We start from the raw sequence: 26,484 nt of genomic DNA on the forward strand, positions 1-26,484 counted from the left end.
CCATACAAAAATACAATTATTAATATTTTAAAATTTATAAAATTAAATTTAAAAGTATCATTTTTTTGTTATTCTCCAATAATATACAAAGCTGTAAATCCCTTATCAACAATCAAATAGCCCTCATTATCCAAAGTAATTTTATCAAATACAACTTCAACGTTATCAATTTCTATTGTTTTGACTTTAAAAGGAAGTCCAATCAAATTTAATTTATACTTAGAATAATTAGTGTCGTATTTTCCTTCTTTATGCAACTGAATGATCTGTTCCTTCTCTTTTCCGGTTGCTTGAAAAGACAAAAAGCTATACCGTCCTTTTTTATAATCATATCCATCTTGCGCATCTTCATACACTACTGATTTTTCTTTTCCTTCGTGATAATAAATATCCAGTGTTAACTCATCAAACTCCAGTTCGCCAACATATTGTTGAACCGGATATTTAGGAATGATTGCTCCTGCTTTTACAAAAATTGGAATTTCATCAAACTTAGTACCTACCCATATTTCTTTTCCGCCATTGACCAATTCGTTGGTCCAATAATTATACCATTGTCCACGAGGAATATACATGCGCCTTCCTACTGAATTAGGTTCTAAAATAGGACAAACAAGAATTTGATTTCCAAAAACAAATTCGTCATTTCTATAATGCGTTTGAATATCTTCCTGATCATAATATACTAATGGCTTCAACATAGGAATTCCTTCCTCAATATATTGCCAAAACATGGTATATAAATAAGGTAATAATTGGTATCTTAAATTCACGAACTTTCTAGTGATATTGATCACTTCTTCATCAAAAGCCCATGGTTCCTGATCGCCGTGATCTCCTGAAGAATGAGTTCTGCAAAAAGGATGAAAAACACCCAATTGAATCCAACGGGCATACAATTCGCCTGATGGTTGTTCTGCAAATCCACCAATATCTGATCCTGTAAAACCCATACCAGATAGAGACATGCGTTGCACCTGAATATTTGCAATCCATAAATGTTCCCAAGTGGCTACATTATCTCCAGTCCAAGAAGACGTGTACCGTTGTGCTCCTGCGTATGCTGATCTTGTTATTACAAAGGGTCTTTTTGGATATGCAAATCGTTTCACACCATGATAGGTTGCTCTGGCCATTTGTGTACCATAAATATTGTGTGCTTTTCTATGACTGCAAGGGTTTCCGTCGTAATCATGGCGCACATCCATTGGAAATGTCTTATTAGGAACCTCCATTACTGCGGGTTCATTCATGTCATTCCACACTCCTTTTACTCCAATTTCCGAAATTAATTCTTTGAACAATCCAGCCCACCACTCCCGTACCGCAGGGTTTGTATAATCCGGAAAATTACATTCTCCCGGCCATACTTTTCCTTTCATGTATGGACCGTCAGCTCTTTTGCAGAAATAATCTTTTTCTAAAGCTTCTTGATATACCGAATATTCTTTGTCAATTTTTATTCCCGGATCGATAATTACAACTGTTTTGAAACCATCTTCGGCTAATTCAGCCACCATTCTTTTTGGATCCGGAAAATATTCTTTGTTCCAAGTAAAACATCGAAAACCTTCCATATAATCAATATCCAAATACAGTGCGTCACACGGAATTTTCAACTCTCTAAATTTAGCTGCAACTTCTTTTAAATTGCTTTCCGGATAATAACTCCATTTGCATTGGTGGTATCCAAGTGCCCAAAGTGGCGGCAATTCTGGCTTACCGGTCAAATCAGTATACGTTGTAACCACATCTTGCATTTGGGGTCCGTAAATGAAATAATAATTCATTTCTCCACCTTCAGCCCAATAACTGGTTACATTTCTTCTTTCGTGACAAAAATCAAAATAGGTTCTAAAGGTATTATCAAAGAAAATACCATAGGATTTCTTGTTTCGTAATCCAATATAAAATGGAACAACTTTGTATAAGGGCTCTTGGTCTTTTTGAAAAGCATATTGATCTGTTGCAAAATTTTCCAGTCTTTTTCCCTTCAAATTCATTTGGGTTGCTTTGTCGCCAAGTCCGTAAAAACATTCCCCGTCTTTTGAAGCCTTACTCATTTTGACAATGTTACCGCCATATTCATAGCTTTCTTCCCAATGAAATCCAAGCTCATCTTCTAAAATAATATTTTCTTCTAGATCATAAATAGATACTCTCATGTCTATTTTTTGAATCCTGCATTGTACTTTACTGGTTTTTATCTGATAATACTCTTCTGCTTCAGAAACTTCCAGAAAATTATAACCATGAGAATGACTTTTATCAATTGCATAAGAAAAATCATTGCTAAAATACCCTTTTGTTGTAAATCTAAATCGGATTAAACTATCTCTTAATATGGTTACTTTCAAGATGACACTATTATCGGTATGAAAATAGATTGAATCAACTTCCTGTTCAAAAGAAATTATTTTTGTGGGATATAAATCTCCCTTATATTCTAATTCTGTATTTGTAATCATGTTTTATGGTATTAATTTTAATCTTTTTCTAGCATTCAAACTTACGAAATTACTTTGTAAACAGTTATATGTGTGGGGTTTATTAACGAAAACGTTATAGTTTTTAGGCACTTAAATTTAGAGATAAATAGGTGTGTTTTTTAAAACAAAGAAGGTAAGAAATTAGGAGTTAAAATCAAAAAAAACGATAAATCAACACTAAATTTAAATTAGTTGTTACACCTACATAATTAAGCTTTAAATACTCTTAATCTCTAATTCTCATTGTAATCTGAAGTTCTCTTAACCTCTAAATCGTTTTGTTAAAAATTATCCGATTTTAAAAACAATAACACTTAACGGCGGCAATAGCAATTCAGCAGAATAATCTCTTCCATCATAAGGCAATGACTCAATTGCTATTTTTGTAGTATTAGAAACGCCGCTTCCTCCATAATTTGAAGCATCACTGTTAAAAATTTCTGTCAATTTTCCTTTTTTAGGTAAACCAATTCGATAATCAGGGCGCACCACTTGCGTGAAATTACACACTACAATTATATCGTTTTTTAGATCATTTCCTTTTCGAATGAAAGACATCACCGCATTTTGATGATCCGAATAATTAATCCATTCAAAACCTTCCGGACTGAATTGTTTTTCATATAATCCAGGTTGTGTTTTATACAATTTATTCAAATCTGTAATTAATTTTTTTACGCCTTCATGATAGGGATATTGCAATAAATGCCAATCTAAACTTCCTTCAAAATTCCATTCGTTGCTTTGTCCAAATTCACTTCCCATGAACAATAATTTAGTTCCGGGATGCATAAACATGTAACCATAAAGTAATCTTAAATTCGCAAATTTCTGCCATTCATCTCCTGGCATTCTTCCTGCTATAGATTTTTTTCCGTACACCACTTCGTCATGCGAAAGCGGCAACATAAAATTTTCCGAAAAAGTATAAGTCATCGAGAAAGTCAAATCATTTTGATGGTACTTTCTGTACACCGTGTCTTTTTGAAAATATTCCAAAGTATCGTGCATCCAACCCATCATCCATTTCATTCCAAAACCCAAACCTCCGATAGATGTTGGTCTCGAAACCATTGGGAACGAAGTACTTTCCTCAGCTATGGTTTGAACGCCTTCATAATTTAGATACACGGCTTCATTAAATTCTTTCAGGAAACTAATAGTATCTAGATTTTCTCTTCCACCGTAAATATTAGGTTCCCATTCGCCTTCTTTTCTGGAATAATCCAGATACAACATCGAGGCGACGGCATCTACCCGCAAAGCATCCGCATGGTAATGTTGCAACCAAAATAACGCATTACTAATCAAAAAAGAGCGAACCTCATTTCGTCCATAATTGAAAACTAAACTTTTCCAATCTGGATGATAGCCTTTTTTACGATCTGGATGTTCAAAAAGATTGGAACCGTCAAAAAATCCTAAACCATGTGCATCATCTGGAAAATGAGAGGGTACCCAATCCAGGATTACTCCAATTCCTGCTTCGTGCAATTTATCTACTAAATGCATGAATTCCTGTGGATTCCCAAAACGGGAAGTTGGTGCAAAATACCCCACTAATTGATAGCCCCAAGACGGATCGTATGGATATTCCATGATGGGCATGAACTCCACGTGCGTAAATCCAGTTTCTTTTATATAATGTACTAAATCTTCGGCAAATTCTAGATACGTCAGAAAGCGATTATCTTCTGCATGCCGTTTCCAGGATCCTAAATGGACTTCATATACTGAATAAGGCTTGTCTAAACCATTGTGGTTCTGACGCGTTTTCATCCAGTTTTTGTCTTTCCATTGATACTCTAAATCCCAAACTACTGAGGCAGTGTGTGGTGGTTTTTCACAATAAAAAGCAAACGGATCCGCTTTCTCTGTTATGATTCCACCATTATTAGATTGTATTTTATATTTATAGGTTGTCCCTTTTTTGATGTTTGGAATAAATCCTTCCCAAATGCCAGAGGAGTCCCAGCGAACTTCCAACAGATGTTTACCTTGTGTCCAGAAATTGAAATCCCCAACTACAGAAACAGACTGAGCTGTTGGCGCCCAAACCGCAAAATAAACACCGTCTGTTCCATCAACTGAAAGAAGATGTGCACCTAGTTTTTCATACAGACGAAAATGTTTCCCTGATTTGAATAATTCAATATCGAAATCGGTAAAAAGGGAATGCGAGATAACTTTGCTCATATAACAATTGTATGCTTCTGCTTTGTGTAAAAATCAGAATATTAGTGTAAGAAAAACAGTTTTTAGGGTTACTTAATAATGTAATTGTCTGGTATAACTGCTCCTTTTTTGATAACAACAATTCCATCTTTTATGGCATACAACTCATTAGAAAAATCTTCTAGATGGTTTCCACCATTGATATATACATCATTACCAATTCTGCAGTTTTTATCCACGAGAGCATTACTTATAAAACATCTTTCCCCAATTCCAACCAATTGTCTGTCGCTTTTAAGATCTTCATTCATATCATCAATATTCTGATAGAAATCATTACCCATTACGTAGCTGTTTTGAATGATAGTTCCCTCCCCTATTCTGGATCGAATACCAATTACAGAACGATTAATTTCTTTGGCATTCAAAATGCAACCTTCTGAAATCAATGATTTATCAACCATTGTTTTTTGGAATTTTGATGGCGGCAATAATCTTGGTCTGGTATAAATTTTATTAATATCATCAAATAAATTAAATTTTGGCAAGTCATCCGTAAGTCCAATATTCGCTTCAAAAAAGGAATCTATATTACCAATATCCGTCCAGTATCCTTCATATTGATAACTTAAAATCTTTCTGTGGCCTACCGCTTGCGGAATAATTTCTTTGCCAAAATCTTTGGTTTCTTTATTGGACATGATATCGACCAACAGTTTTTTGTTAAAAATGTAGATTCCCATCGAAGCCAAGTAATTTTTTCCTTCACTTTTCATTTGTTCACTCACATCCGATTCCCAATCCGGTAATAATTCCTTCGCTGGTTTTTCGATAAAGGATTCAATACAGCTTTCGGAGTTTGTTTTTAATATCCCAAATTCAGGCGCATCTTTAGCATTTACTGGCAAAGTAGCAATAGAGATATCAGCTTCGTTCTTAATGTGTTCTTCTAACATATCGTTGAAATCCATTTGATACAACTGATCTCCGGAAAGTATCAACGCATAATCGAAATCATGGTTTAAGAAATGAGGCATACATTGTCTTACGGCATCGGCAGTCCCTTGAAACCAGGTTGGATTATCAGGAGTTTGTTCAGCAGCAAGAATATCAACAAAGGCATGGCTAAAAATACTAAAGTTATAGGTGTTTTTTATGTGTGCATTCAGGGAAGCCGAATTAAATTGTGTCAATACAAACATTCTGTAAATATCTGAATTCATACAATTTGAAATAGGAATATCAACCAATCGGTATTTTCCTCCTATTGGCACAGCTGGTTTTGATCGTGATTCTGTCAAGGGATACAATCTTGAACCTTGTCCTCCACCTAAAATAATTGCAATAACATTTTTCTTTTTGGGTTTCATTTCTTGTTGCTTATTAGTTTGTACATTTCTATATATTCCTGACAAACACGCTCCCATGAATGGTCTGTGTTCATTCCTATTTTTCTAATTTTGTTCAGATGTTCTTTATCATCATATAAATTGACGGCTCTTTGAATAGAATAACAAACATCACCAACTGTAGCCTGATCGTGGCAAATTCCGTTTCCGTCATCGCCAAAATCAACAACTGTGTCTCTTAACCCACCAGTTCGTCTCACAATGGGAATTGTTCCGTAGCGCAACGAATACATTTGGTTTAAACCGCAAGGCTCTACTCTGGAAGGCATTAATAAAAAATCAGAACCGGCGTAAATCAAGTGTGCTAATTCTTCATTATAACCAATAAACGTATTGTAATTTCCTTTGTAATCTTGTAGCAAAGTATTCAATTGTTTTTCAATAATTGTACTTCCGGATCCTAAAATCAAAATATTAATTTGTTGATAATTCTCAGATAAAGCAAGAGCTGCGGCTGGTGGTAATAAATCCCCTCCTTTTTCTTCTAATAATCTTCCAATAAAACTAAAAAGTGGTTTTGTTGGATCTAAATTAAAGAGTTTGCATAATTTTTCTTTATTTTCCTGTTTTCCTTTTTCAAAATTTTTAATCGAATAGTTTTTTTCTATCATCGCGTCTTTTTCCGGATCCCAAACTTCAATATCAATTCCGTTCAAAATCCCTTTAGACTTATACCGAACCAAATTAAATAGTGATTCCAGACCATTTGCTGAATAGTTGATTTCATTTAGATAATTTGGAGAAACTGTGGTAACAGCCCAAGCACATTTTATGGCTACTGCCAATGAATTAATGCAATTATCCCATTCTAAAACATTTACGTGAGCCAAATCAAATTCGGGTAAATAATATAATTTATTAAACCCAAACTGCCCTTGGTATAAACCATTATGAATGGTAATCATGGAAGGAATATTTCGTAATTTTTCGTATTTGTGACAATACAACATCATAAATGGAATCATACCTGTATGATGATCGTGACAATTAATGACATCAGCAACTTCGCTTCTGCCTGTAATCCAATCCAAAGTGGCGATCTGGAAAGACAAAAAACGTTCAATATCATCTTCGTAACCATACACGTCTTTCCTGTCGAATAAATCCGGAATGTCAACCAAATACAATTCAAATCCTAGTTGGTCTGTTTTTTCTTTTAGAATACTATACGGAAAATTAAAATTTCCAAGTTTTACAGAACTCCAATGAACACATTCAAACTCATTTTCTTTTTTAAACTTTGTATCATAACAAGGTATTACAACCCTTACACGATGCTCTGCATTGTTTTGATATTTTGGTAATGCGCCAACTACATCAGCTAAACCTCCTACTTTTGCAACAGGATAACACTCTGCACTGATATGAAATATTTCCATGTATGAACTTTTGATATTTTTAATTAATTTTAACCCCTATTTTAGTCTTTTATATAAATACGCCTGAAAACTTTCTAAAAAATACTACTTTTATGTTTTTCTAAATTTACTAAAAAAATTATAATATAATAACCTGCTTGAAAATTTATTAAAATGACAAAAAAGTCTTCTAATCATACCCAATCATTGAAAATTCCTAAAATTATTTTATTAACCAGTAAATTAATCTCTTTTATTTCACCAAAACTAATTACATTATTTGCAGCTAAACTGTTTACTACACCCATAAAACATAAGATTCCAAAAAGAGAGTTAGAAATGGATCGAAATAGTATACAAAAATTAATTTCAATTCCGGCAATTGGCAAAGAAGTTGTTGTGTATGAATATGGAAAAAGTGACAAGAAAATTTTATTAGTTCATGGTTGGTCAGGACGTGGAACTCAATTATTCAAAATAGCGGATGAATTGCTTAAAGCCGGATATTCTACGATCAGTTTTGATGCTCCTGCACATGGAAAATCACCTGGAAAAACGACTATTATGGTCGACTTTATTGATACAATTTTAGAAATAGAGAAGCAATTTGGGCCCTTTGAAGCAGCTATTGGTCATTCATTAGGAGGAATGTCCGTTTTGAACGCCATAAAAAAAGGTTTAAAAGTAAATCATGCCGTAGTGATTGGCAGTGGTGATGTTGTAGAAGATATTATAGATGATTTTGTGGCAAAATTACAATTGAAACCAAGTGTAAGTACTCTTTTGCGTTTGCATTTCGAAAAAAAATACGGAGAAAAAATGAATAGTTATTCTGCTTTTTTGGCTGCAAAAGAAACAGCGATTCCTATTTTAGTAATACATGATAACCTTGATCCTGAAGTTCCCGTAAAGGCTGGAATTCACATTCATAAATATTTAAAAAATGGAGAGTTACTATTAACAGACGGATTAGGACATAGAAAGATTCTAGGCAACCTTAAAGTAATTGAAAAAACAGTTCAATTCATCCAAAATAAATAATTGAAATACAACACTATACAATTAATAAAAAAAATAATCATGAAATATCCTTTAGAAAAAACAGAACAAGAATGGAAAGAAAAATTAGGAGCAGAACGGTATAGAATTCTTCGACAAAAAGGAACTGAATACCCACATACTGGAACTTATAACTTACATTACGAAAAAGGAACCTATTGCTGTGGTGCCTGCGGTGAATCTTTGTTCGAAAGCAACTCTAAATTTGATGCCCATTGCGGTTGGCCTTCATTTGACGAATCCATTCCTGGAAAAGTAGAATATATTTCTGATGTAACACTTGGTATGAAACGCACTGAAATCCTTTGTGCTAATTGTGGCAGCCATTTAGGACACGTTTTTGATGACGGACCTACAAAAACCGGACAACGCTATTGCGTGAATTCTTTATCAGTGGACTTCAAAGAATAGTGATACGGATTTATTTGAAAATGCAACGGAATGGGATAAAAATTTAGAATCATTATAACAAATAAGTAATAACCATGGTATAATGTCGTATTTTAAAATCAGGATAAAATTACGTAACAATCTGATTTAAAGCTGTTTTACTTAAAGTTAATTCTTTTGACTTTACGACTTTTAAACTTTCGACTTACTTATATAGGAAAAAAACATCCGTTGGAGTTAGAGTAGTGCCCAGAATTTGATTAATCCCAGAATCCGAAGACGGAATCAAAGCTGAGAAACAACTCTTGCAAGTTTTACCAAAAGAAATTTGGGGCGAAATTAGGATGGCTATTTCCTTTTGAGGAAGAGAAATTTCTAAGCCTCAGCCCAAATGTCCGGAATAACCGATTAATTCCATTTGTCAGTATTATAAAAAAAATAAAAGGGTAAAAAGTAATTCACCCTTTTACCCTTTTAAATACCTATGAAATATTATAAAAAAGAAGGTTTAAGTCCCGGTTTTATTCTCTTTTTAGATACTTGTTCATACGCATAGCCCAATCCTATTAATTTCCCTTCTGTATACTGCATACCAAAAAATGATAAACCAACCGGCAAATCATAAGCCAGTCCGCAAGGAACTGTAATATGTGGATAGCCACTTGCTGCAGCAGGAGAAGTTAAAGAATATCCTCCCCAACGATCTCCGTAGATCATATCAATACTGCAAGCAGGTCCCATGGTGATTCCACAAATAGCGTCTAATTTATTTTCTTTAAAAACTGTATTTAGCACACTTTTACTTCCTTCGAAACTTACGGTTAATGCTTCCAGATATTTTTTGTCCTCTAATCCTTTTTTAGCATTAGAACTTTCTAATGTTTCTTGCTTAAAATACGGCATTGCTTTATCTTCATTAGCAGTATTAAAATCGATAACATCTTTCAAACTTTTTACTTTTGCATTGGCTGTAGCCAAATAGGTATTCAATCCATCTTTAAATTCATATTGTAAAACTTCGAATTCGGCCTGACCCAAAGCATTAATTTTCTCCAAATAGTCAATTTCGATAATAATAGCCCCTTGTTTTTTTAGCAGGTTGACAGCAGCATCTAAAAGTGCATTAATGTATTTATTATTTCCTTGTGGCTTTTTTTCAATACCAATACGCTTGCCTTTCAAAGCATTTTTATCTAAAAAAGTTGTATAATCCTTCTGTGCTTTCCCTTTACTTTCAAGGGTTACAGTATCATCTTGGTCTACAGCAGCAATTACGCCTAATAAAATAGCAGCATCCGTTACGGTTCTGGCCATTGGACCAGCCGTATCTTGTGTTTTTGAAATTGGAATAATCCCAGATCGACTAACCAGACCTACAGTAGGTTTAATCCCTACAACTCCGTTTACCGAAGCTGGACAAACAATAGAACCATCCGTTTCTGTCCCAACAGCAACAACACAAAGATTGGCTGAGACTGCTGCTCCTGAACCAGCACTGGAACCGCACGGATTATGATCTAAAATATAGGGGTTTTTAGTCTGACCGCCTCTACTGCTCCAACCGGAACAGGATTGGGTCGAACGAAAATTAGCCCATTCACTCAAATTTGTTTTTCCAATGATTACTGCACCGGCTTCTCTGAGTTTTTTAACGACAAAAGCATCTTTTGAAGCACTATTTCCTGCCATTGCCAGAGATCCAGCCGTGGTTAGCATTTTATCCGCTGTGTCTATGTTGTCTTTTATTAAAACGGGGATTCCATGCAAAGGGCCTCTGCTTTTACCAGCTTTTAACTCTTTATCCAGTGCAACAGCGATAGCCAGTGCATCTGGATTGACTTCGATGACGGAATGCAATTGAGGCCCATTGGTATCAATAGCTTCAATCCGTTTTAAGTATAATTGTACTAATTGTTCTGAAGTATATTTGCCAGAAGTTAATTTCTCCCTTACACTGCTGATGGTTTCTTCGTCTAGTTCAAAAACGGCATTGAAATCTTCAACAGATACTGAATCTTCATTTTTTTTGGTACCGGAGGTACAGCCTGTAATCAAAAGTGTAGTTAAACCTGCGGAAGCAAGTGTTGCTGTAGTTAAAAAAGATCTTCTTTTCATAGATTGCCAAATAAATATTTATATACTATTAATTTCGTTAACATTGAATACTATCTGGAAATAGATGCATTCAATTAAAATCCTAAATTAGTTTTTTTTTGATAAAATCAGTTCATTATTAAATGAAACAAAAGTTAAAGTTTGAAATGGAACAAAATTGGAATAAAAAACCAGAATACTAAAACCAATTGAGCCAGGCTAAATTGTAGCAATACATTTAATAATTGATTAACTTTGCCAAATAGAATTATTTAAAATCAAATTGATATGACAAAGTCTTCACAAGAACAAATGCTGCAAAAAGGAGTTTATACAGGAATTATGGAAAAAGATGAAAACAACAATTTTTTTTGTGGTGCCTATCTTCTGGACTATAAAATGGCTCAAAAACACAGTATTGGAGATTGGATTACGATAAAATCAATCATCGAAAATCCGAGTGATATCAGTTATAATAAATATCCAAAAAAATCCAAAAATTTCGATAAAGCAAACAATAAGCCCCAACAATAAAACTTTTTCAGTTTTTTATTCCTTAAATCTATTGTTTCAGAATACTTTTTTCGGAAAATTTATTGGTCTGAAACCAAAAAAATAAAAAAAAGTGTACCTTTGCAAAAAATTTGTCGCTTTTTGAAATCAAATCACATTGGTTTTATAGTAAAAGACAAGTAGTTACCTTATTTATGAAAAAAATAGTTGAATACCGCAAACTGCTAAATGTAGACAAAACTGCAGAGCTGAAAGATTTGAAAACGATATATCGTAATGCGATGAAAGAAGCGCATCCTGATAAATTTCAAGGAGATGAAACTGGTTTAAAAGCAGCTGAAGAAAACAGTAAAAAAATTATTGAAGCTTATCATTTCTTAGTGAGTATCAATCCTGAAACTCTAAAACAAAACTTACCGGAATACACTGAAACTATTGCAACTGCAAAAATTTCAGACTATAAGTTCGTAGAAGGACGATTGATCATCAATTTTTCAAATGGAAGTGTTTACGAATACATTAGTGTGCCTAAAGCTACTTACGTAAAAATGGTAAATGCTGAATCTCCTGGAAGATTTGCAAAAAGACACATCCTGAATTCCTTTACTTGGAGAAAAACAATCAATCAAGATTAATTTTTTTTAAAGTCCAAAATAAAAAAGCATCCTTCAAAAAAAGGATGTTTTTTTATTTTGGACTTGTCCCGTTCTGAAATAGCAATATACAAACGCCTGCTTGCAAAACCTAAATAACTCGTCTAGAAAGTGTTTTAAATCCCATTTATTCGCTATTTTTTTATAAATCTTAATTGAAAAAAAAATTGATTGCCCCAAAACACATCATGATTAAAAGGTTTTATATTCAAAGAAGGAAGTAAAATAACTACTTGTAAAATAAATGCTAAATCCTAATTAAGAATGAAAAATAATAACAAAAATTTAGGTTGTAAAATTATATATCAATTAAAAATTTAAATACTTTTGCACTCTTAACTTAACTAATTAATAATGAAAAAAATAATTTTATTACTTTCGGCTGCTGTTGTTTTACTATCTTGTAGCAAAGTTGGCAAAGATGAATACATCATTTCAGGGACTGCAACAGGAATTGAAAATGGTAAAACAATTATCTTAGAAACACAAGATGCAAATGGCATGGGACTGATTGCTAAGGATACCGTAAAAGTTGAAAACGGTAAATTTGAGATGAAAGGATCTATTACAGAGCCATCGTTTTATACAATCCAATTAGAAGGGGCTCAGGCTAAAATACCTTTCATATTAGAAAATGGAGAAGTAACGATTGCCATAAATAAAGACAGTATTCAAAAATCTAAAGTTTCAGGAACGTATAACAATGATGAATACGCAACCTTCAACGAGGAAATCACTAAAGTTCAAAAGAAACTAATGGATTTCCAAAACAAAAACATGCAAGCAATGGAAGCTGCTCAACAAAGCAAGGACACCATTGTGATCAATAATTTGATGCAGGAATTTTCTAAACTTCAAGAAGAAGTTGGTATTGCTTCAAAAGCAAAGTATTTAGCGTATGCTGAAACACATCCTAAATCTTTTATTTCAGCGCTAATCATCCAAGGAATGTTAAACGATCCTAGTGCTGATGTTGCAAAATCTGAAAAGTTATACAACAGTTTAGAAGAAGCATTGAAAAAAACAAAGCCAGGAATTGCTATCAAAACCAGACTAGCTGAAATGAAAGCACCGGCTGCTGTAGGCGCTACCGCTCCAGCTACTGCTCCAACTACTGATGGTAAATGAAGAGCAGATTTTTCAGGTCCTAATCCTCAAGGGAAAATAATTTCTCTGAAAGAAAGTTTAGGAAAAGTAACAATAGTTGATTTTTGGGCATCATGGTGTGGGCCGTGTCGTCAAGAAAATCCAAATGTTGTGGCCATCTATAAAGAGTTACACAGTAAGGGTCTTAATATTATTGGTGTTTCTTTAGATAAAGATGCCAAAGCCTGGAAAGAAGCCATTGCTAAAGACAAGTTGACCTGGAATCAGGTTTCAAATTTGAAATTTTGGGACGAACCAATTGCTGCTTTGTATAAAGTAGAATCTATACCTGCCACTTTTATCCTGGATGCATCCGGAAATGTTGTGGCTAAAGATTTAAGAGGAGATGCCCTTAGAGCCAAAATAATTGAGCTTTTAGAACAATAAACACCTTATATCGTACAAATAAAAAAAATCTCCCTAGTGGAGATTTTTTTATTTTATTCAATACCAATGCTTTAAAAATAATAGTAAAATTAAGTACTAATATAGTTTGGAAACTTGAAAACAGTTTTTATATTTGCATCCGGTTAGCACAATAAGCACTACTTATTGAGTCTTGGGGAGATACTCAAGCGGCCAACGAGGGCAGACTGTAAATCTGCTGTGTAAACTTCGCAGGTTCGAATCCTGCTCTCCCCACAAAACTCTTCAAGCGATTGAAGAGTTTTTTTTTGCATACTACTGTTGTGAATTAATCCAAAAAAAATCCTAGCAAATTGATATTTTGAACGGAATTTTTTAATACTTGCAGCTTCTTCTATTCTAAAATAAAACTTACCGTTACATTAGCCGTAATGTTGATTTCGCCTACCGCCATCGTTTCTCTTGAAACTCTAGTATCGCTCATTTCCATTTTCATGGCAGCATACATTGGTTGTGGGCTATAATTTTGTGAATTATCTGATATGATCATGGCACGTCCTACTTTTTGTCCTAATACTGAAACATAATCTTCTGCTTTTAATTTAGCCTCTTTCATCGCTAATTTTCTAGCCTCAGATTGATATTGGGCCAACTTAGAAGATTCAAACACAACAGTATCAATTCTATTAATCCCTTCGTCAACTAAACCTTCCATCAATTCATCATATTTTGATAAATCCTTCAATACAATTTCGATTGTTTGTGTTGCATTATAGCTGTGTTTCTTTTTTTCGTAATCGTATTGTGGGTTCAACGAAACACGTTGCGTTTTATAATCTGCAGGAGCCAAGTTCATTTTTTTGATGAACTTAAGCACAGCTTCAATCTTTTGATCATTTTGCTTTTTGACGTCTTTGGCATTATTCCCTTTTGTTTCAACAGTCACCGTTATACTTGCTTGATCCGGAACAACCTTTACTTTTCCTTCGCCACTTACGCTTATTTGAGGAACTTGTTTGATTTCTTGCCCGTAGGACACTGAAATAAATAAAATAGACAAGATTAATAGTGCTTTTTTCATTTTTTTATCATTTAATTGTTTGTGTTAACTTCTTTTCAAAAGTTGTGCCATTATAATTTTCCCATTTTTGCCATTACGAACAGGATAATTATAGGAATGGCTAATAAAACTGCCATTAAAGCATGATCCACTAATAACTGTGGCTCGTTGACAAGTGTAATCAAATAACCGCCAACAGCGCCTCCAAAATGGGCGGTATGACCTATATTATCATTCTTAGCTTTCATTCCGTAGATTGAATACAATAAATAAAGGATTCCAAAGATATAAGCAGGCATTGGGATAATAAAGAAGATTCCCAACATCATGTCTGGCTGTAACAATATGGCCGAATATAAAACCCCAGTTACGGCTCCAGAAGCACCTACAGCTCTATACCCGTAATCATTTTTATGAAACAATACCGTCAATAAACTTCCAAAAATTAAACTTCCAAAATACACCAGTATAAATGAAAAACTCCCTAAATAACTGATGACTACCGGTGCAAAAAACCACAGTGTCAGCATATTAAAAATCAAATGAGTCATATCTGCGTGAAGAAAACCAGACGATAACAACCGTATTTGTTCGCCTGCACGAATACTTCCAATATGGAATTCATATTTTCTAAAAAAAGAAAGGTCATTAAAACCTTTGTAACTAATCAAAACATTTACAACAATTATTGCTATTAAAATGGTATTCATAAAGTATGTTTATTGTGAATTGTAAAGATAGTCTTTCTCAAATACCATCTTGTATGCGGTCCAAATTTATATCAATCTATATTTTTGCCTTATATTTGTCAAAAAAAATACGGCATGCAATTTCTTATTTACATCTTAATCATTCCCTTTTTGTGGGTCATTTCTATTCTTCCTTTTCGGATTTTATACTGGTTTTCGGATTGTATCTATTTGATTGTATATTATATTATAGGGTATAGAAAAAAAACAGTTAGAGAAAATTTAGCCCTTACTTTTCCTAATTTGAGTTTCAAGGAGCGTCTTATTATCGAAAAAAAATCCTATCACCATTTGTGTGATATGTTCCTGGAAATGATAAAAACCATGACTATTTCAGCTGCTGAAATGAACCGACGATTTGTAATAACAAATATTGAACTGGTTAAAGAATATGAGGATAAAGGGAAAAGCACTGTATTATTAGCCTCCCATTATGCAAGTTGGGAATGGTTATTATCTGTAAATGAAAAAACAATATTTAAAGGAATAGGCGTTTATAAAAAAATTGCCAATAAATACTTTGATAAATTACTACGAGATATTCGATCCAAATACAATGCAGAATTAGTCGAAACAAAAAGAGCGATCCCGTTGATGGCAGAAAATCAACAAAAAGAAATATTATTCATGTATGGCTTAGCCAGCGACCAATCCCCAAAACTAGATCGAGCCTTTCACTGGGATACATTTATGGGCATTGAAGTTCCAGTGCATAACGGAGCTGAAATGCTGGCCAAACGATACGATCTCAATGTCCTTTTTGTAAAAGTAAAAAAAGTAAAAAGAGGATTTTATGAAGCTACTTTTGTCCCTATAACAGATAATCCAAAATCCATTCCCGATTTTGAAATCACCAATACTTTTTTACGGGAAGTAGAAAAACAAATTCTGGAAGCTCCTGAATATTATTTTTGGACGCATAAACGATGGAAACACAGACGGTAGTAATTCATATTCAGAAAAAAATCACACATTAGAAACAATAGCGTTTATGATATGTGATTTTTTTAGTTTCTTAAAACAGCAACTTCTATAAAGAAAACCAGTTTTTTACCAATTCATCTTCTAAATGGCGTGTATTTTTATTTATAAACTCATTTGTAGCCGAATTATAATCATAATCCAAAGCCCAAATTTTATGCTTTTCAGCCAATGCTTTTATTGCGTTACACACAAATTCAATTTCGGCATTTGTAGTTGTAGGATGAATAGACATTCTGATCCAACCTGGTTTTCTGATTAAATCCCCCAAAGTAATTTCGTCAATTAATTTGTGTGAGGTTTCCTGATCCACATGCAATAAAAAATGTCCGTATGTTCCGGCACAACTACACCCGCCACGGGTTTGTATTCCAAATTTATCATTCAATAACTTTACCCCTAAATTAAAATGTAATTCTTCTATAAAAAAAGAAATAACCCCTAACCTGTCGTGATGCTGCCCTGCAAGGATTTTAATATTAGAAACCGCTCCTATCTCTGAGAAAATATAATCCACAATTTCATGCTCTCTCTTCAAGATATTCTCAATTCCCATTTGCTCTTTCAATTGAACCGCCAGTGCAATTTTTATAACCTGAAGAAAACCAGGAGTTCCTCCATCTTCTCTATCTTCAATATTATCAATATACTTGTGCTCTCCCCAAGGATTGGTCCAGCTTACCGTTCCTCCTCCAGGATTATCAGGTATTAAATTTTGATATAGCTTTTTATTAAAAATTAACACCCCGGAGGTTCCAGGTCCACCCAAAAATTTATGAGGCGAAAAAAAAATGGCATCCAATTGATTTTCAATGTCTTCCGGATGCATGTCGATTTTTACATATGGTCCAGAACAAGCAAAATCAACAAAACAAAGTCCGTTGTTTTGATGCATTCTTTTTGCCACTTCATGATACGGTGTTTTAATTCCCGTTACGTTTGAACAAGAAGTTATTGACGCTATTTTGAAAGGTCGCTCTTTGTACTTTTTCAATGCTATTTCTAAATTCTCCATACTGAACAATCCGTCTTCAGTAGAGGGAATTACTACAACATCAGCAATAGTTTCTAGCCAAGACGTTTGATTGGAATGGTGTTCCATGTGAGAAATAAAAACAACTGGTCTTTTTTCGGGTGGGATGGTAATAAAATCTTTCAGGTTTTCGGGTACTTTCAAACCTAGAATTCGTTGAAATTTATTGACTACACCTGTCATTCCTGTTCCATCAGTAATCAAAATATCATCACTGCCGGCATGCACATGGTGTTTGATAATATGGCGCGCTTGATGGTATGCTTTAGTCATGGCAGTTCCAGAAACGGTAGTTTCAGTATGAGTATTGGCTACAAAAGGGCCAAAATCATTCATTAATTTTTCTTCAATAGGACGATACAAACGACCACTGGCGGTCCAATCCGTGTATATAATTTTTTTTGGTCCGTAAGGTGACTCAAATTCTTGATCAATTCCAATTATATTCTTACGAAACTGTTGAAAATATTGTTCTAATTGGGTGGGTACTTCTTTAGTTATCATAGAATTCCTGATTTGAGTTCAAAGGTATTATTTTTTTGCAGAAAAAATATTTTCAGTTTATGGAAAGTGGATTCTAGTGTTTTTAATCTTCTCTTAAATGTAAAGTAGCTGACAAAGTTTAATTTACATTCCTTATACATTTGAATAATCAATAACCAATCCTGATTATGAAAAAAATTTTTATACTCCCACTATTTATTTTACTGCTCTCCTGCGAAGTGGAAGGAGATTTGACGCGTGATCCAGCTATACAAGCCTCACTTCCTGAAAATAGTACATCTGCATTTACTGGAGATTTTATGCCTACATCAGGCATTAAGGTTTCAGGTTCAGCCAAAGTGTATTTGAATACCAATCAAAATGAAGTACGCTTGGACAATTTTAGTATTTCCAATGGCCCGGATTTAAAAGTATATTTATCTAAAACCGCTGCCCCTTCAGATTTTGTGAATTTAGGAAATTTAACCTCGTCAACAGTATATGCAATTCCTCCTCAAGTAAATATTAGTGATTATAAATATGTGCTGATTCATTGTCAGCAATACAGTCATCTTTTTGCAGTAGCGCAATTGTCTCAAAATTAAATTTATATCCATGAAAAAAACAATAATAATTGTACTCGTTGGGCTGTTTTCAGGCTTTAGTTCTTATTCTCAAGGATGCAGTGACGCAGGGATTTGTTCGATAGGAAACAGCTTTCAAAACTCAAAAACTGATTTCAAAAACGGTATAGAAATAGGAAATATTTTTGGCACCGGGGAAGCAGATCTAACTTATTTTTCATCCTATCTTACCTATACCAGAACAATAAACGAACGCTTTTCACTCAGTTCTAAAATCACTTATTCTGTAGCAAACGGCAGTTTTGGACAACGTGGTGCTTTTGGTGATGGCTATTTCATAGGCAACTATAACTGGAAAACTAAAACTACCGCAAAATGGAGCACTCTTATGGGTTTTAAAATACCTTTTACGAGTTCCAATCTAAAAATAAATGAATTTTCGCTTCCGTTAGACTACCAATCCAGTCTGGGAACTTTTGACCTTATTTTGGGTTTGAATCTTACTTATAAAAAATGGGATTTCAATACCGGGATACAGATTCCTGTTTTTAATAACAACAGAAACTCTTATTTTAAGGAGTTTTCAGACACGGATGATTTCCCGTCTACTAATTTATTTGAAAGAAAATCAGATGCTTTATTTAGAACTACCTACACCATTCAGCCCGCTAATACTAAATTTACCTTCAAACCTAATGTATTATTTCTTTATCATTTAGGCGAGGATAGTTTTAAAAATGCTTTTGGAAAAAGAGAAACCATACAAAATTCTGATGGACTCACCATCAATGGAAATTTGATTGGTTCTTATGCTATTGATGCTAAAAATAGTATCGAATTATCATTGGCTGCCCCTTTTGTAATTCGGGAAGTAAGACCCGATGGACTTACAAGAGGTTTTACCGCCGGACTCATCTACAAAGTTTTGTTCTAAAAACAGTTGTAGTAAAGCCCTTTTCGTGAAATTTATTCAGAGTAAAATAAACAAAAAATGCCCAATATCTATTGGGCATTTCAACTGTTTTTTTTAATTATAAATCAAATCCTAACGAAAAATGCAGTACTCGATTTTGTGCTTTTCCTTCCTCATAGATATCGCCCTTGCCTAAGTGATAGCGTACTCCTAAACTTATTCCGGAATCCGTTTTAAAACCTGCTCCAAAATTGACTCCCCAGTCAAAATTATTAGGTTCAAATTCTTGATTGGTATCAAATAAACTAAACCCACTGTTAAACTCCTCTCTATGAGAAATAGCCAATCCAATTTGAGGCCCCACTTCTAAAAAGAAATTTTTAGAAGGATAGGCTTTAAGCATCAATGGCAGGTTGATATAATTTAGCTTTTGTGTAAATGTCCCGCTACTATTCGTAATTACATACCCTTGTTGGGAATACAACAATTCTGGCTGAACAGAAAAACTATTGCTTATAAACGACTCTCCATAAACCCCCACATGAAAGCTATGACGTTGAGCTGTTTCAGCATTTCCGTCAAATTGTACTGAGGATAAACTATACCCTCCTTTTATTCCTCCAAAGGATTTATTATTCGAGTTATTTTGAGCATTCACAGCGAGGGTCATACCAAAAAGCATTACGAGTATTAATTTTTGTTTTTTCATCGATAAGTGTTTTTTAATGTATTCTATTATTTTCCCCCGTTAGCTCTTAGATCTGCAATACATTGTGCATCCAATTGTGGTGCTGTACCTCCTGAGACCATCTCTCCAATACCACTACCTGTTTCTGCAGACCAAAACATTAAACACGTTTTTATATTACAATGCTTTGGGTGTTCCCCATCTTCATGGTTGCTTTGCAGTGCCGTTCCTAAGTTTGTTAAGCCAAAAATATGTCCAAATTCATGTGTTATGACAGTTGTTTCTAATACGCTTCTGCTGGGTTTAAAAGGGCTGTTGCTTAACCCATGAATTGTTTGTTCATAAATAACAAATGAAGTATTTCTATACGCCGTTCCTAAAACAACTCCGGAGCTTGTATTTCTAGCTGATTCTCCATCTGCAAAAAAGGCCCAAACGGCAATTTCATTTGAGGTATTGTATTTTGTTCGGTTTGTTTCTTCAATTGCTACAATTTCTTCATTTGTATACGGAGAAGTCCCTGGTGACGGGATCGATCTCAACACAATATTAATCCCATTGGGCTTATGTGTTCGTGCTTCCAGAAAAGCTACAAAATTATTTATTGAAGTACTGGTTGGCTGAAAACCAGCAACATAAACCACTTCGATAATCATACTTTTAAACTTTTTATCTGATAATAAATCGTTTGCAGAACTACCTGTGGACTGTTTATTTGTAATGGGATTAACAGTCTCAATTCCTTCTGTTACATCATTTTCTTTTGAACAGGATACCAATAAGACAAAACCTACGCACAGGATTACAAGTACTTTTTTCATTATTATCTATTTATATTAAAGTTTATTATTAAAAAACAGCTGCCTAAAAAGACAACTGTTTTTTGAGAATTTCAAAAAAATTAAACCCAACTTAAAAGTCTACTTTATATTTGTTTCAAAACTAATGTCGCCGCTGCATTAGTTGAACTTTGTAATGATATTGTGGTTGCATTAAAAGAAGTTACTTTCCAATCATTATTCAACAAGCTGAAAGAAGCGTTACTTGTAAAATTTAATTTAAGAAAGACTTCTATTTGTGAGCTTACAGCGTACGTACCATTTACAGTTGTATTTAAATTATTTACCGCTTTTACACTCCAATCATTTGCGAAATCTATTGTAAAATCTTTGTAATTAGTTGCTGAATTTACTCCAGAACTTACAAATGATTCTACTTTGAATTTGCCGTTTACCATAATCGTTTCTAATTTTTTTGAATTTTGAGCTGCTTCGTCTTTAGTTGCTTCTGTTTTAAGAGACGCCACAATAGTAGCTTGCAATTCTGCATCACTAGAAATTGTAGTTTTTGAACCATCACTGGTTGTAACTGACATTGGATAATTTACTGAAAACAATTCCGTACTACTAATATTAGTCATATACGTATATAATTGCTGTTCGGATGTGATAACAACGCTTCCCGTTTGTTGTACACTTAAATTATAGGTCAAAATAGTAATTGGAAAACTAATCTTTACTGACGAAATAGCATTCTGACCAGATGATTGTGCGGAGGAACAAGCATTAATTATAGCATTATACTCTGTTTGGTTACTTACATTAACCTCTGTATAATTGCTTAATTTAACTTTTAAAGGAAATTGTAATACTACAGAATCCTGATCATTATTATACTGTCCAAGGATAGAAATGACTTGTTGATAATTGACTTGGCTAAAAAGAGTAACCTGCGTTCCATTTACTCTAGCTGAAGCTGGCAGGATAATAGAAGAACAAGAGGTGCCGTCTAAAAAATCATCCGATGATCCGTCATACATAGAAGTACGTTTCAGATTGTTTGCTGTAGTTGAGTTTGCCGCATTTGTATTTGGGTTTTGTCCTTGCTCGTTATCCACTTCACTTTGACAAGATGCAAATCCGAATAGAGTCATTAATGCTATTCCAGTAATCGTTTTTAATTTTTTCATAACGTTCAAATTTAATATATTTTTGTTTGTAGAGGCGCTGTTTTTGACGCCTTTCTTTTAGTAAGACAACTACGTTCCGTTTTACCCTATTTTATTTTTAAAAAAAATATAAATTTTTATTAAAAAATTCATAAATAACTATATAACAGTACTATACGATTTTATATTTTTTTTAAGTAAAAATCAATTCGAATTAACCTGACTGCTTTTTGAAAAAAAAATTACATTTACAATCTACAAAAAATGAATCCCTTTTAAATGGACGACCAAAAGAGTACACTTTGCGAAGAAAAACACTTTAGAGACTTTTACTTAAAGCAAGTACAATCAGCAACTAATTTTGCCTATTATAAATGTGGTAATACTGATACTGCTTTAGATTTAGTTCAAGATGCTTTTACTAAAATTTGGGAGAATTGTGCCAAAATTGATTTCAGTAAAGTAAAAACTTATTTATTTACAACGATATCAAATTTATTTCTAAATACTATAAAACACCACAAAGTAGTATTGCAGTATGCGAAAGAAACACCAAATTTAGACACCAATAATCAAAATCCAGAATATTTATTTGAAGAAGAAGAATTCAAACAAAAACTTACTAAAGCAATTGCATCCTTAAGTGAAGCGCAACGAGAAGTATTTTTGATGAATCGAATCGATGGCAAAAAGTACCGAGAAATAGCTGAAATACTCGACATTTCTCAAAAAACCGTAGAAAAAAGAATGTCGGCAGCACTGCAACTTTTAAAATCCCAGATAGAAAACCTATAAATAACCATTTTACCGTAGGGTAATTTAAAAGTTAGTTGTCTAATAAACATAGCGATATTAAAATGAAAAACGAAAAAGAAATATTAAAATGGTTAGACGATGCGCTTTCAAGTACAGAAATTGAGGATTTAAAACAATCTGATAGCTTGCAAACACTTGATAAAATTGCTTATTATGCCTCTAAAATGGAAGCTCCACAAGTAGATGCTCAGGAAGCTTTTGCAGCATTTACAGCTAGAAATCAGTCTAAAAAGGAAACAAAAGTCAGAACCCTAAATTTTAAAACAGGGTTTAAAGTAGCTGCAGTTTTAGTGGTTTTATTGACGTCGTCTTATTTTTTGTTTTTTAATAACATTCAGACATTTGAGACCCAAATAGCACAAACAAAAACCTTTAACCTTCCTGATGATTCTGAAGTAATCTTAAATTCTGATTCAAAAATAACTTTTAACGACAAAAAATGGGCTGATCAAAGAGATTTAACTTTAGACGGAGAAGCCTTTTTTAAAGTCAAAAAAGGACAAACTTTTAGTGTGCGAACAGATGTCGGAATTATTACTGTCTTAGGAACACAATTTAATGTAAAAAAACGGAACAAATATTTTGAAGTAAATTGCTATGAAGGCTTAGTTAGCGTGTCCTACAAAAATCAAATCGTTAAATTGCCTCCTGGCAAAACATTCCGAATTATAAATGATGCCATAGAAGGTGTTCAAGACTTAAATGCAAAAAACCCTTCGTGGATTCAAGAAGAATCTAGTTTTGACCGTGTTCCTCTTAATCAGGTTATTGCAGAACTGGAGCGTCAATATGATCTAAAAATTAAAACACGAAATCTGGATACAACTAAATTATTTACAGGTAGTTTTACACATAAAGATCAAAATATAGCCCTTCAGGCGATTACAATTCCGCTTAAATTAAGTTATAAAATGGAAGGCAAAACCGTTATATTTTATAATTATGATGAAAAATAAAGGGCTGATTTTGCTATTACTTTGTTTTGGAAGCTTGTGTTACGGACAAAATTCTCCAAAAAAAATTCCACTAACGGCTCTTATCCTTTCTGTAGAGAAACAATTTAATATTAAATTTTCGTATGCTGTAGAAGATGTAGCGGCTGTTTCAATAGAAAAACCTGAAACTACACTCACATTACCTCAGGTTATAGATTATCTTAATGCTAAAACAGTACTGAATTTTAAAGTTTTAGACAAGCGGTACATTACCGTTTCGGTTATCAATAAAACGATAGCTGTTTGCGGGACTGTCTTTGACCAAGAGAATAAGAGGCCACTTTCCGGTGCTTCTGTACTGGTAAAGAATACTTCCAGAAGCACCGTTACGACTGAAAAGGGTATCTTTAAATTACAAAACATACCTCTGAATTCAACAATTACGCTCTCGTATTTAGGATATGAAATTAAAGAGATTCCTGCAAAAGAACTGTTTTTATCCGGTACTAATTGTCTGGAAATCACTCTTACAGCAAAAAGCGAAACGCTGAACCAAGTGTTAATTAATGTATATTTGACCCCTGGTTTGCAAAAGTTTTTAGACGGCAGTACCGTTTTAAACACAAAAAAATTCGGGATTCTTCCTGGACTTATTGAACCTGATATTTTACAATCCATACAAATACTTCCCGGAATTGAAAGTACCAATGAAAGCATTGCAAACATCAATGTTCGTGGTGGTACTAACGATCAGAACCTGGTCATTTGGGATAATATCAAAATGTACCATTCCGGTCATTTCTTCGGATTGATTTCTGCCTATAATCCAAATCTTACCGAAAAAGTGACTGTCAGCAAAAACGGAACGAGTGCGGAGTATAGTGATGGAGTTTCCAGCACCATAAACATGCAAACCAAAGACGTAGTGACGAACAAATTTTCCGGTGGAGCCGGTGTCAATCTCATCAGTGCCGATGCTTTTCTTGCCATTCCGTTAGCTAAGGATCTGGAACTTCACCTTTCAGGTCGCCGTTCTATTACGGAACTTTTCAATACACCAACTTATAACAATTATTTTGAAAGAAGTTTTCAGGACAGCGAAATCAATGCCGATAGCTCAGACAAGAATACTAATTCTGATTTTTACTTTTACGATTTTACCGCTAAATTACTTTTTGATTTAAATGAAAAACATCAGTTTAGAGCCAATATTATTGGAATAAATAATGCTTTGGCCTATTCTGAGAGCAACGCTAATACGAACAATACTGAAACAAAAGCAAGTACACTTTCTCAAAATAATATTGGTTACGGCGGAAACTGGAAAGCACAATGGACCTCAAAATGGAGTACCAACCTGATTACCTATTTTTCAAAATACAATATCGACGCCACTGATTATAGGATAGAAACTGACCAACGACTCACAGAAACCAATGAAGTTCTGGAAACTGGCGTGAAACTAAATACCCATTATAAAGTAAATAAGCACCTAAGCCTTTTATCCGGGTACCAGTTTAATGAAACAGGAATGTTAAACGAAACTACCGTTAGCGCTCCGTCATATAAACGAACTAAAAAGGATGTGCTGTTAAATCATTCCCTATTTTCGGAAGCGGAATACAACAACTCTAACACCTATTTTAGAGTTGGTATGCGTGTAAATTATTTTCAAAAATTTAATAAATTTTTGATTGAACCAAGAATAAATATCCGACAAAAATTATCAACTACTTTTGCTTTGAAACTGGAAGGGGAATTTAAAAATCAAACTACTGCACAAATAATTGATTTTGAAGCTGATTTTCTTGGCGTCGAAAAAAGACGTTGGGTTTTAGTAAACAATCAAGATATCCCGATTGCAACAAGTAAACAAGGCTCTTTTGGAATAGAATTCAACCAAAAAAAATTAAATATTGAGCTTACTGGATTTTATAAATTGGTAGAGGGAATAACGGCTTCTAATCAGGGTTTTTATAATAGTTTTCAGTTTATTAATGCCAACGGCAGCTATACAGCAAAAGGAATTGAGTTTCTAGCCAATAAAACAGCTCGTAAATATAGTGCTTGGTTCAGTTACACCTATAGCATCAATGATTATGAATTTGCTGTTTTTACGCCTTCTATTTTTCCTAATAATGCGGATATAAGACATTCTTTTTCTATTGGGTTTTATTATGATATAATCAAAAATCTAAAAGTATCTGTTGGTGGAGTATGGCGAAACGGGCAACCGTATACAAAACCCATTCCAGGAAATGAAACCATACAAGACGGAAATGCCACAATGGTCAACTACGATTCCCCCAACAATGAAAATTTAGATAATTTCATGCGTTTAGACGCTTCCTTACAGTATAATTTCAACCTGTCTGAATCAATTAAAGCTTCGTTTACAGCCGGTGTAATCAATGCTTCCAATCAGGACAATGTCATCAATCGCTATTACAAAGTCAATCCAAATGATACTAATGATGCCATTCAAGTAGACAATAAGTCACTTGGCTTAACGCCAAATATAAGTTTCAGAGTAAATTTTTAAGGATTATTTTATTACCACCTAAGGTAGATTATATTGCTTTATTTATAATGTGCTGATAGAAAAATTTAATCGAAATTACCATAAAAAATATTGCATTAAA

General features: G+C 33.7%; 22 protein-coding genes, 1 tRNA gene and 1 pseudogene. 13 read left to right on the forward strand and 11 right to left on the reverse strand.

The window, feature by feature from the left end:
• Positions 1-68: 68 nt before the first annotated feature.
• The 4 genes from EKL97_RS07005 to EKL97_RS07020 all read right to left on the reverse strand — a co-directional run bounded on the left by EKL97_RS07005 (position 69) and on the right by EKL97_RS07020 (position 7,452).
• A complete protein-coding gene (locus EKL97_RS07005; RefSeq protein ID WP_126568537.1) occupies positions 69-2,468 on the reverse strand; it encodes a glycoside hydrolase family 31 protein in 2,400 nt (799 codons plus the stop codon).
• A 309-nt stretch (positions 2,469-2,777) separates the two neighbouring features.
• A complete protein-coding gene (glgB, locus tag EKL97_RS07010) occupies positions 2,778-4,685 on the reverse strand; it encodes a 1,4-alpha-glucan branching protein GlgB (RefSeq protein WP_126459777.1) in 1,908 nt (635 codons plus the stop codon).
• A 68-nt stretch (positions 4,686-4,753) separates the two neighbouring features.
• Entirely contained in the window at positions 4,754-6,034 is a 1,281-nt protein-coding gene (locus EKL97_RS07015) for a glucose-1-phosphate adenylyltransferase (RefSeq protein WP_126556343.1), read from the reverse strand.
• Positions 6,031-7,452 carry a glycogen synthase gene (locus EKL97_RS07020; protein ID WP_126556340.1) on the reverse strand — a complete coding sequence of 474 codons (1,422 nt, stop codon included), beginning with the start codon at positions 7,450-7,452 and terminating at the stop codon, positions 6,031-6,033. The genes EKL97_RS07015 and EKL97_RS07020 overlap by 4 nt, the downstream gene beginning before the upstream one ends.
• Positions 7,453-7,605: 153 nt before the next feature.
• Between EKL97_RS07020 and EKL97_RS07025 the strand changes: the two genes are divergently transcribed.
• A complete protein-coding gene (locus EKL97_RS07025) occupies positions 7,606-8,472 on the forward strand; it encodes an alpha/beta fold hydrolase (RefSeq protein ID WP_126555815.1) in 867 nt (288 codons plus the stop codon).
• A 39-nt stretch (positions 8,473-8,511) separates the two neighbouring features.
• Entirely contained in the window at positions 8,512-8,901 is a 390-nt protein-coding gene (gene msrB, locus EKL97_RS07030) for a peptide-methionine (R)-S-oxide reductase MsrB (protein ID WP_126514806.1), read from the forward strand.
• Positions 8,902-9,372: 471 nt separating this feature from the next.
• Here msrB and EKL97_RS07040 read toward each other — a convergent pair whose 3' ends face one another.
• Positions 9,373-10,995: an amidase gene (locus tag EKL97_RS07040; RefSeq protein WP_126568538.1), complete on the reverse strand. Its 1,623-nt coding sequence runs from the start codon at positions 10,993-10,995 to the stop codon at positions 9,373-9,375.
• 267 nt (positions 10,996-11,262) lie between these two features.
• Here EKL97_RS07040 and EKL97_RS07045 point away from each other — a divergent pair, with 267 nt between their 5' ends.
• From EKL97_RS07045 to EKL97_RS07065, 5 genes and pseudogenes are all read left to right on the forward strand, one after another.
• Complete coding sequence (locus tag EKL97_RS07045) at positions 11,263-11,508, forward strand: hypothetical protein (RefSeq protein ID WP_126561604.1); 246 nt, start codon at positions 11,263-11,265, stop codon at positions 11,506-11,508.
• A 173-nt stretch (positions 11,509-11,681) separates the two neighbouring features.
• A complete protein-coding gene (locus tag EKL97_RS07050; protein ID WP_126561605.1) occupies positions 11,682-12,122 on the forward strand; it encodes a KTSC domain-containing protein in 441 nt (146 codons plus the stop codon).
• Positions 12,123-12,494: 372 nt separating this feature from the next.
• Positions 12,495-13,268 carry a DUF4369 domain-containing protein gene (locus tag EKL97_RS07055; protein ID WP_126555812.1) on the forward strand — a complete coding sequence of 258 codons (774 nt, stop codon included), beginning with the start codon at positions 12,495-12,497 and terminating at the stop codon, positions 13,266-13,268.
• Positions 13,269-13,286: 18 nt separating this feature from the next.
• Positions 13,287-13,673 (forward strand): annotated as a pseudogene (locus EKL97_RS07060) (TlpA family protein disulfide reductase); the annotation flags it as partial.
• A 174-nt stretch (positions 13,674-13,847) separates the two neighbouring features.
• Positions 13,848-13,928: transfer RNA gene (locus EKL97_RS07065), tRNA-Tyr, on the forward strand.
• Positions 13,929-14,046: 118 nt separating this feature from the next.
• Here the strand turns inward: EKL97_RS07065 and EKL97_RS07070 are convergent.
• Positions 14,047-14,733, reverse strand: coding sequence for an SIMPL domain-containing protein (locus EKL97_RS07070; RefSeq protein WP_126459784.1), 687 nt, complete (start codon positions 14,731-14,733; stop codon positions 14,047-14,049).
• A 50-nt stretch (positions 14,734-14,783) separates the two neighbouring features.
• A complete protein-coding gene (locus tag EKL97_RS07075) occupies positions 14,784-15,422 on the reverse strand; it encodes a rhomboid family intramembrane serine protease (protein WP_126459787.1) in 639 nt (212 codons plus the stop codon).
• Between the two features lie 114 nt (positions 15,423-15,536).
• Here EKL97_RS07075 and EKL97_RS07080 point away from each other — a divergent pair, with 114 nt between their 5' ends.
• Positions 15,537-16,406, forward strand: a complete 870-nt coding sequence (locus EKL97_RS07080) for a lysophospholipid acyltransferase family protein (protein ID WP_126568539.1) — start codon at positions 15,537-15,539, stop codon at positions 16,404-16,406.
• 85 nt (positions 16,407-16,491) lie between these two features.
• Here the strand turns inward: EKL97_RS07080 and EKL97_RS07085 are convergent, their stop codons facing one another.
• On the reverse strand, positions 16,492-17,979 hold the full coding sequence (locus EKL97_RS07085; RefSeq protein ID WP_126562165.1) for an aminotransferase class V-fold PLP-dependent enzyme: 1,488 nt from the start codon (positions 17,977-17,979) through the stop codon (positions 16,492-16,494).
• Between the two features lie 167 nt (positions 17,980-18,146).
• Here EKL97_RS07085 and EKL97_RS07090 point away from each other — a divergent pair, with 167 nt between their 5' ends.
• Positions 18,147-18,563: a DM13 domain-containing protein gene (locus tag EKL97_RS07090; RefSeq protein WP_126555800.1), complete on the forward strand. Its 417-nt coding sequence runs from the start codon at positions 18,147-18,149 to the stop codon at positions 18,561-18,563.
• Between the two features lie 10 nt (positions 18,564-18,573).
• Positions 18,574-19,476, forward strand: a complete 903-nt coding sequence (locus EKL97_RS07095; protein WP_126568540.1) for a hypothetical protein — start codon at positions 18,574-18,576, stop codon at positions 19,474-19,476.
• 97 nt (positions 19,477-19,573) lie between these two features.
• On the opposite strand, the gene EKL97_RS07100 is transcribed toward EKL97_RS07095, so the two are convergent.
• From EKL97_RS07100 to EKL97_RS07110, 3 genes are all read right to left on the reverse strand, one after another.
• Complete coding sequence (locus EKL97_RS07100) at positions 19,574-20,164, reverse strand: porin family protein (RefSeq protein WP_126568541.1); 591 nt, start codon at positions 20,162-20,164, stop codon at positions 19,574-19,576.
• 26 nt (positions 20,165-20,190) lie between these two features.
• On the reverse strand, positions 20,191-20,964 hold the full coding sequence (locus tag EKL97_RS07105; protein WP_126568542.1) for a membrane metalloprotease: 774 nt from the start codon (positions 20,962-20,964) through the stop codon (positions 20,191-20,193).
• 104 nt (positions 20,965-21,068) lie between these two features.
• Positions 21,069-22,112: a hypothetical protein gene (locus EKL97_RS07110; protein WP_126555792.1), complete on the reverse strand. Its 1,044-nt coding sequence runs from the start codon at positions 22,110-22,112 to the stop codon at positions 21,069-21,071.
• Between the two features lie 258 nt (positions 22,113-22,370).
• On the opposite strand from EKL97_RS07110, the gene EKL97_RS07115 reads away from it, so the two are divergent.
• The 3 genes from EKL97_RS07115 to EKL97_RS07125 all read left to right on the forward strand — a co-directional run bounded on the left by EKL97_RS07115 (position 22,371) and on the right by EKL97_RS07125 (position 26,384).
• Positions 22,371-22,886, forward strand: a complete 516-nt coding sequence (locus EKL97_RS07115) for an RNA polymerase sigma factor (RefSeq protein ID WP_126459810.1) — start codon at positions 22,371-22,373, stop codon at positions 22,884-22,886.
• A gap of 62 nt (positions 22,887-22,948) precedes the next feature.
• Entirely contained in the window at positions 22,949-23,863 is a 915-nt protein-coding gene (locus tag EKL97_RS07120) for a FecR family protein (RefSeq protein WP_126568543.1), read from the forward strand.
• Complete coding sequence (locus EKL97_RS07125) at positions 23,850-26,384, forward strand: TonB-dependent receptor (protein WP_126568544.1); 2,535 nt, start codon at positions 23,850-23,852, stop codon at positions 26,382-26,384. The genes EKL97_RS07120 and EKL97_RS07125 overlap by 14 nt, the downstream gene beginning before the upstream one ends.
• The last annotated feature ends 100 nt before the right edge of the window (positions 26,385-26,484 follow it).

It is taken from the genome of Flavobacterium sp. LS1P28 (genome assembly GCF_003970335.1).
GTDB lineage: Bacteria > Bacteroidota > Bacteroidia > Flavobacteriales > Flavobacteriaceae > Flavobacterium.

Bases quoted from the DNA above. Each gene is read 5' to 3' on its own strand.
- EKL97_RS07005 (WP_126568537.1), bottom strand. From the start codon at position 2,468: ATGATTACAAATACAGAATTAGAATATAAGGGAGATTTATATCCCACA.
- glgB (WP_126459777.1), bottom strand. From the start codon at position 4,685: ATGAGCAAAGTTATCTCGCATTCCCTTTTTACCGATTTCGATATTGAA.
- EKL97_RS07015 (WP_126556343.1), bottom strand. From the start codon at position 6,034: ATGAAACCCAAAAAGAAAAATGTTATTGCAATTATTTTAGGTGGAGGA.
- EKL97_RS07020 (WP_126556340.1), bottom strand. From the start codon at position 7,452: ATGGAAATATTTCATATCAGTGCAGAGTGTTATCCTGTTGCAAAAGTA.
- EKL97_RS07025 (WP_126555815.1), top strand. From the start codon at position 7,606: ATGACAAAAAAGTCTTCTAATCATACCCAATCATTGAAAATTCCTAAA.
- msrB (WP_126514806.1), top strand. From the start codon at position 8,512: ATGAAATATCCTTTAGAAAAAACAGAACAAGAATGGAAAGAAAAATTA.
- EKL97_RS07040 (WP_126568538.1), bottom strand. From the start codon at position 10,995: ATGAAAAGAAGATCTTTTTTAACTACAGCAACACTTGCTTCCGCAGGT.
- EKL97_RS07045 (WP_126561604.1), top strand. From the start codon at position 11,263: ATGACAAAGTCTTCACAAGAACAAATGCTGCAAAAAGGAGTTTATACA.
- EKL97_RS07050 (WP_126561605.1), top strand. From the start codon at position 11,682: ATGAAAAAAATAGTTGAATACCGCAAACTGCTAAATGTAGACAAAACT.
- EKL97_RS07055 (WP_126555812.1), top strand. From the start codon at position 12,495: ATGAAAAAAATAATTTTATTACTTTCGGCTGCTGTTGTTTTACTATCT.
- EKL97_RS07070 (WP_126459784.1), bottom strand. From the start codon at position 14,733: ATGAAAAAAGCACTATTAATCTTGTCTATTTTATTTATTTCAGTGTCC.
- EKL97_RS07075 (WP_126459787.1), bottom strand. From the start codon at position 15,422: ATGAATACCATTTTAATAGCAATAATTGTTGTAAATGTTTTGATTAGT.
- EKL97_RS07080 (WP_126568539.1), top strand. From the start codon at position 15,537: ATGCAATTTCTTATTTACATCTTAATCATTCCCTTTTTGTGGGTCATT.
- EKL97_RS07085 (WP_126562165.1), bottom strand. From the start codon at position 17,979: ATGATAACTAAAGAAGTACCCACCCAATTAGAACAATATTTTCAACAG.
- EKL97_RS07090 (WP_126555800.1), top strand. From the start codon at position 18,147: ATGAAAAAAATTTTTATACTCCCACTATTTATTTTACTGCTCTCCTGC.
- EKL97_RS07095 (WP_126568540.1), top strand. From the start codon at position 18,574: ATGAAAAAAACAATAATAATTGTACTCGTTGGGCTGTTTTCAGGCTTT.
- EKL97_RS07100 (WP_126568541.1), bottom strand. From the start codon at position 20,164: ATGAAAAAACAAAAATTAATACTCGTAATGCTTTTTGGTATGACCCTC.
- EKL97_RS07105 (WP_126568542.1), bottom strand. From the start codon at position 20,964: ATGAAAAAAGTACTTGTAATCCTGTGCGTAGGTTTTGTCTTATTGGTA.
- EKL97_RS07110 (WP_126555792.1), bottom strand. From the start codon at position 22,112: ATGAAAAAATTAAAAACGATTACTGGAATAGCATTAATGACTCTATTC.
- EKL97_RS07115 (WP_126459810.1), top strand. From the start codon at position 22,371: ATGGACGACCAAAAGAGTACACTTTGCGAAGAAAAACACTTTAGAGAC.
- EKL97_RS07120 (WP_126568543.1), top strand. From the start codon at position 22,949: ATGAAAAACGAAAAAGAAATATTAAAATGGTTAGACGATGCGCTTTCA.
- EKL97_RS07125 (WP_126568544.1), top strand. From the start codon at position 23,850: ATGATGAAAAATAAAGGGCTGATTTTGCTATTACTTTGTTTTGGAAGC.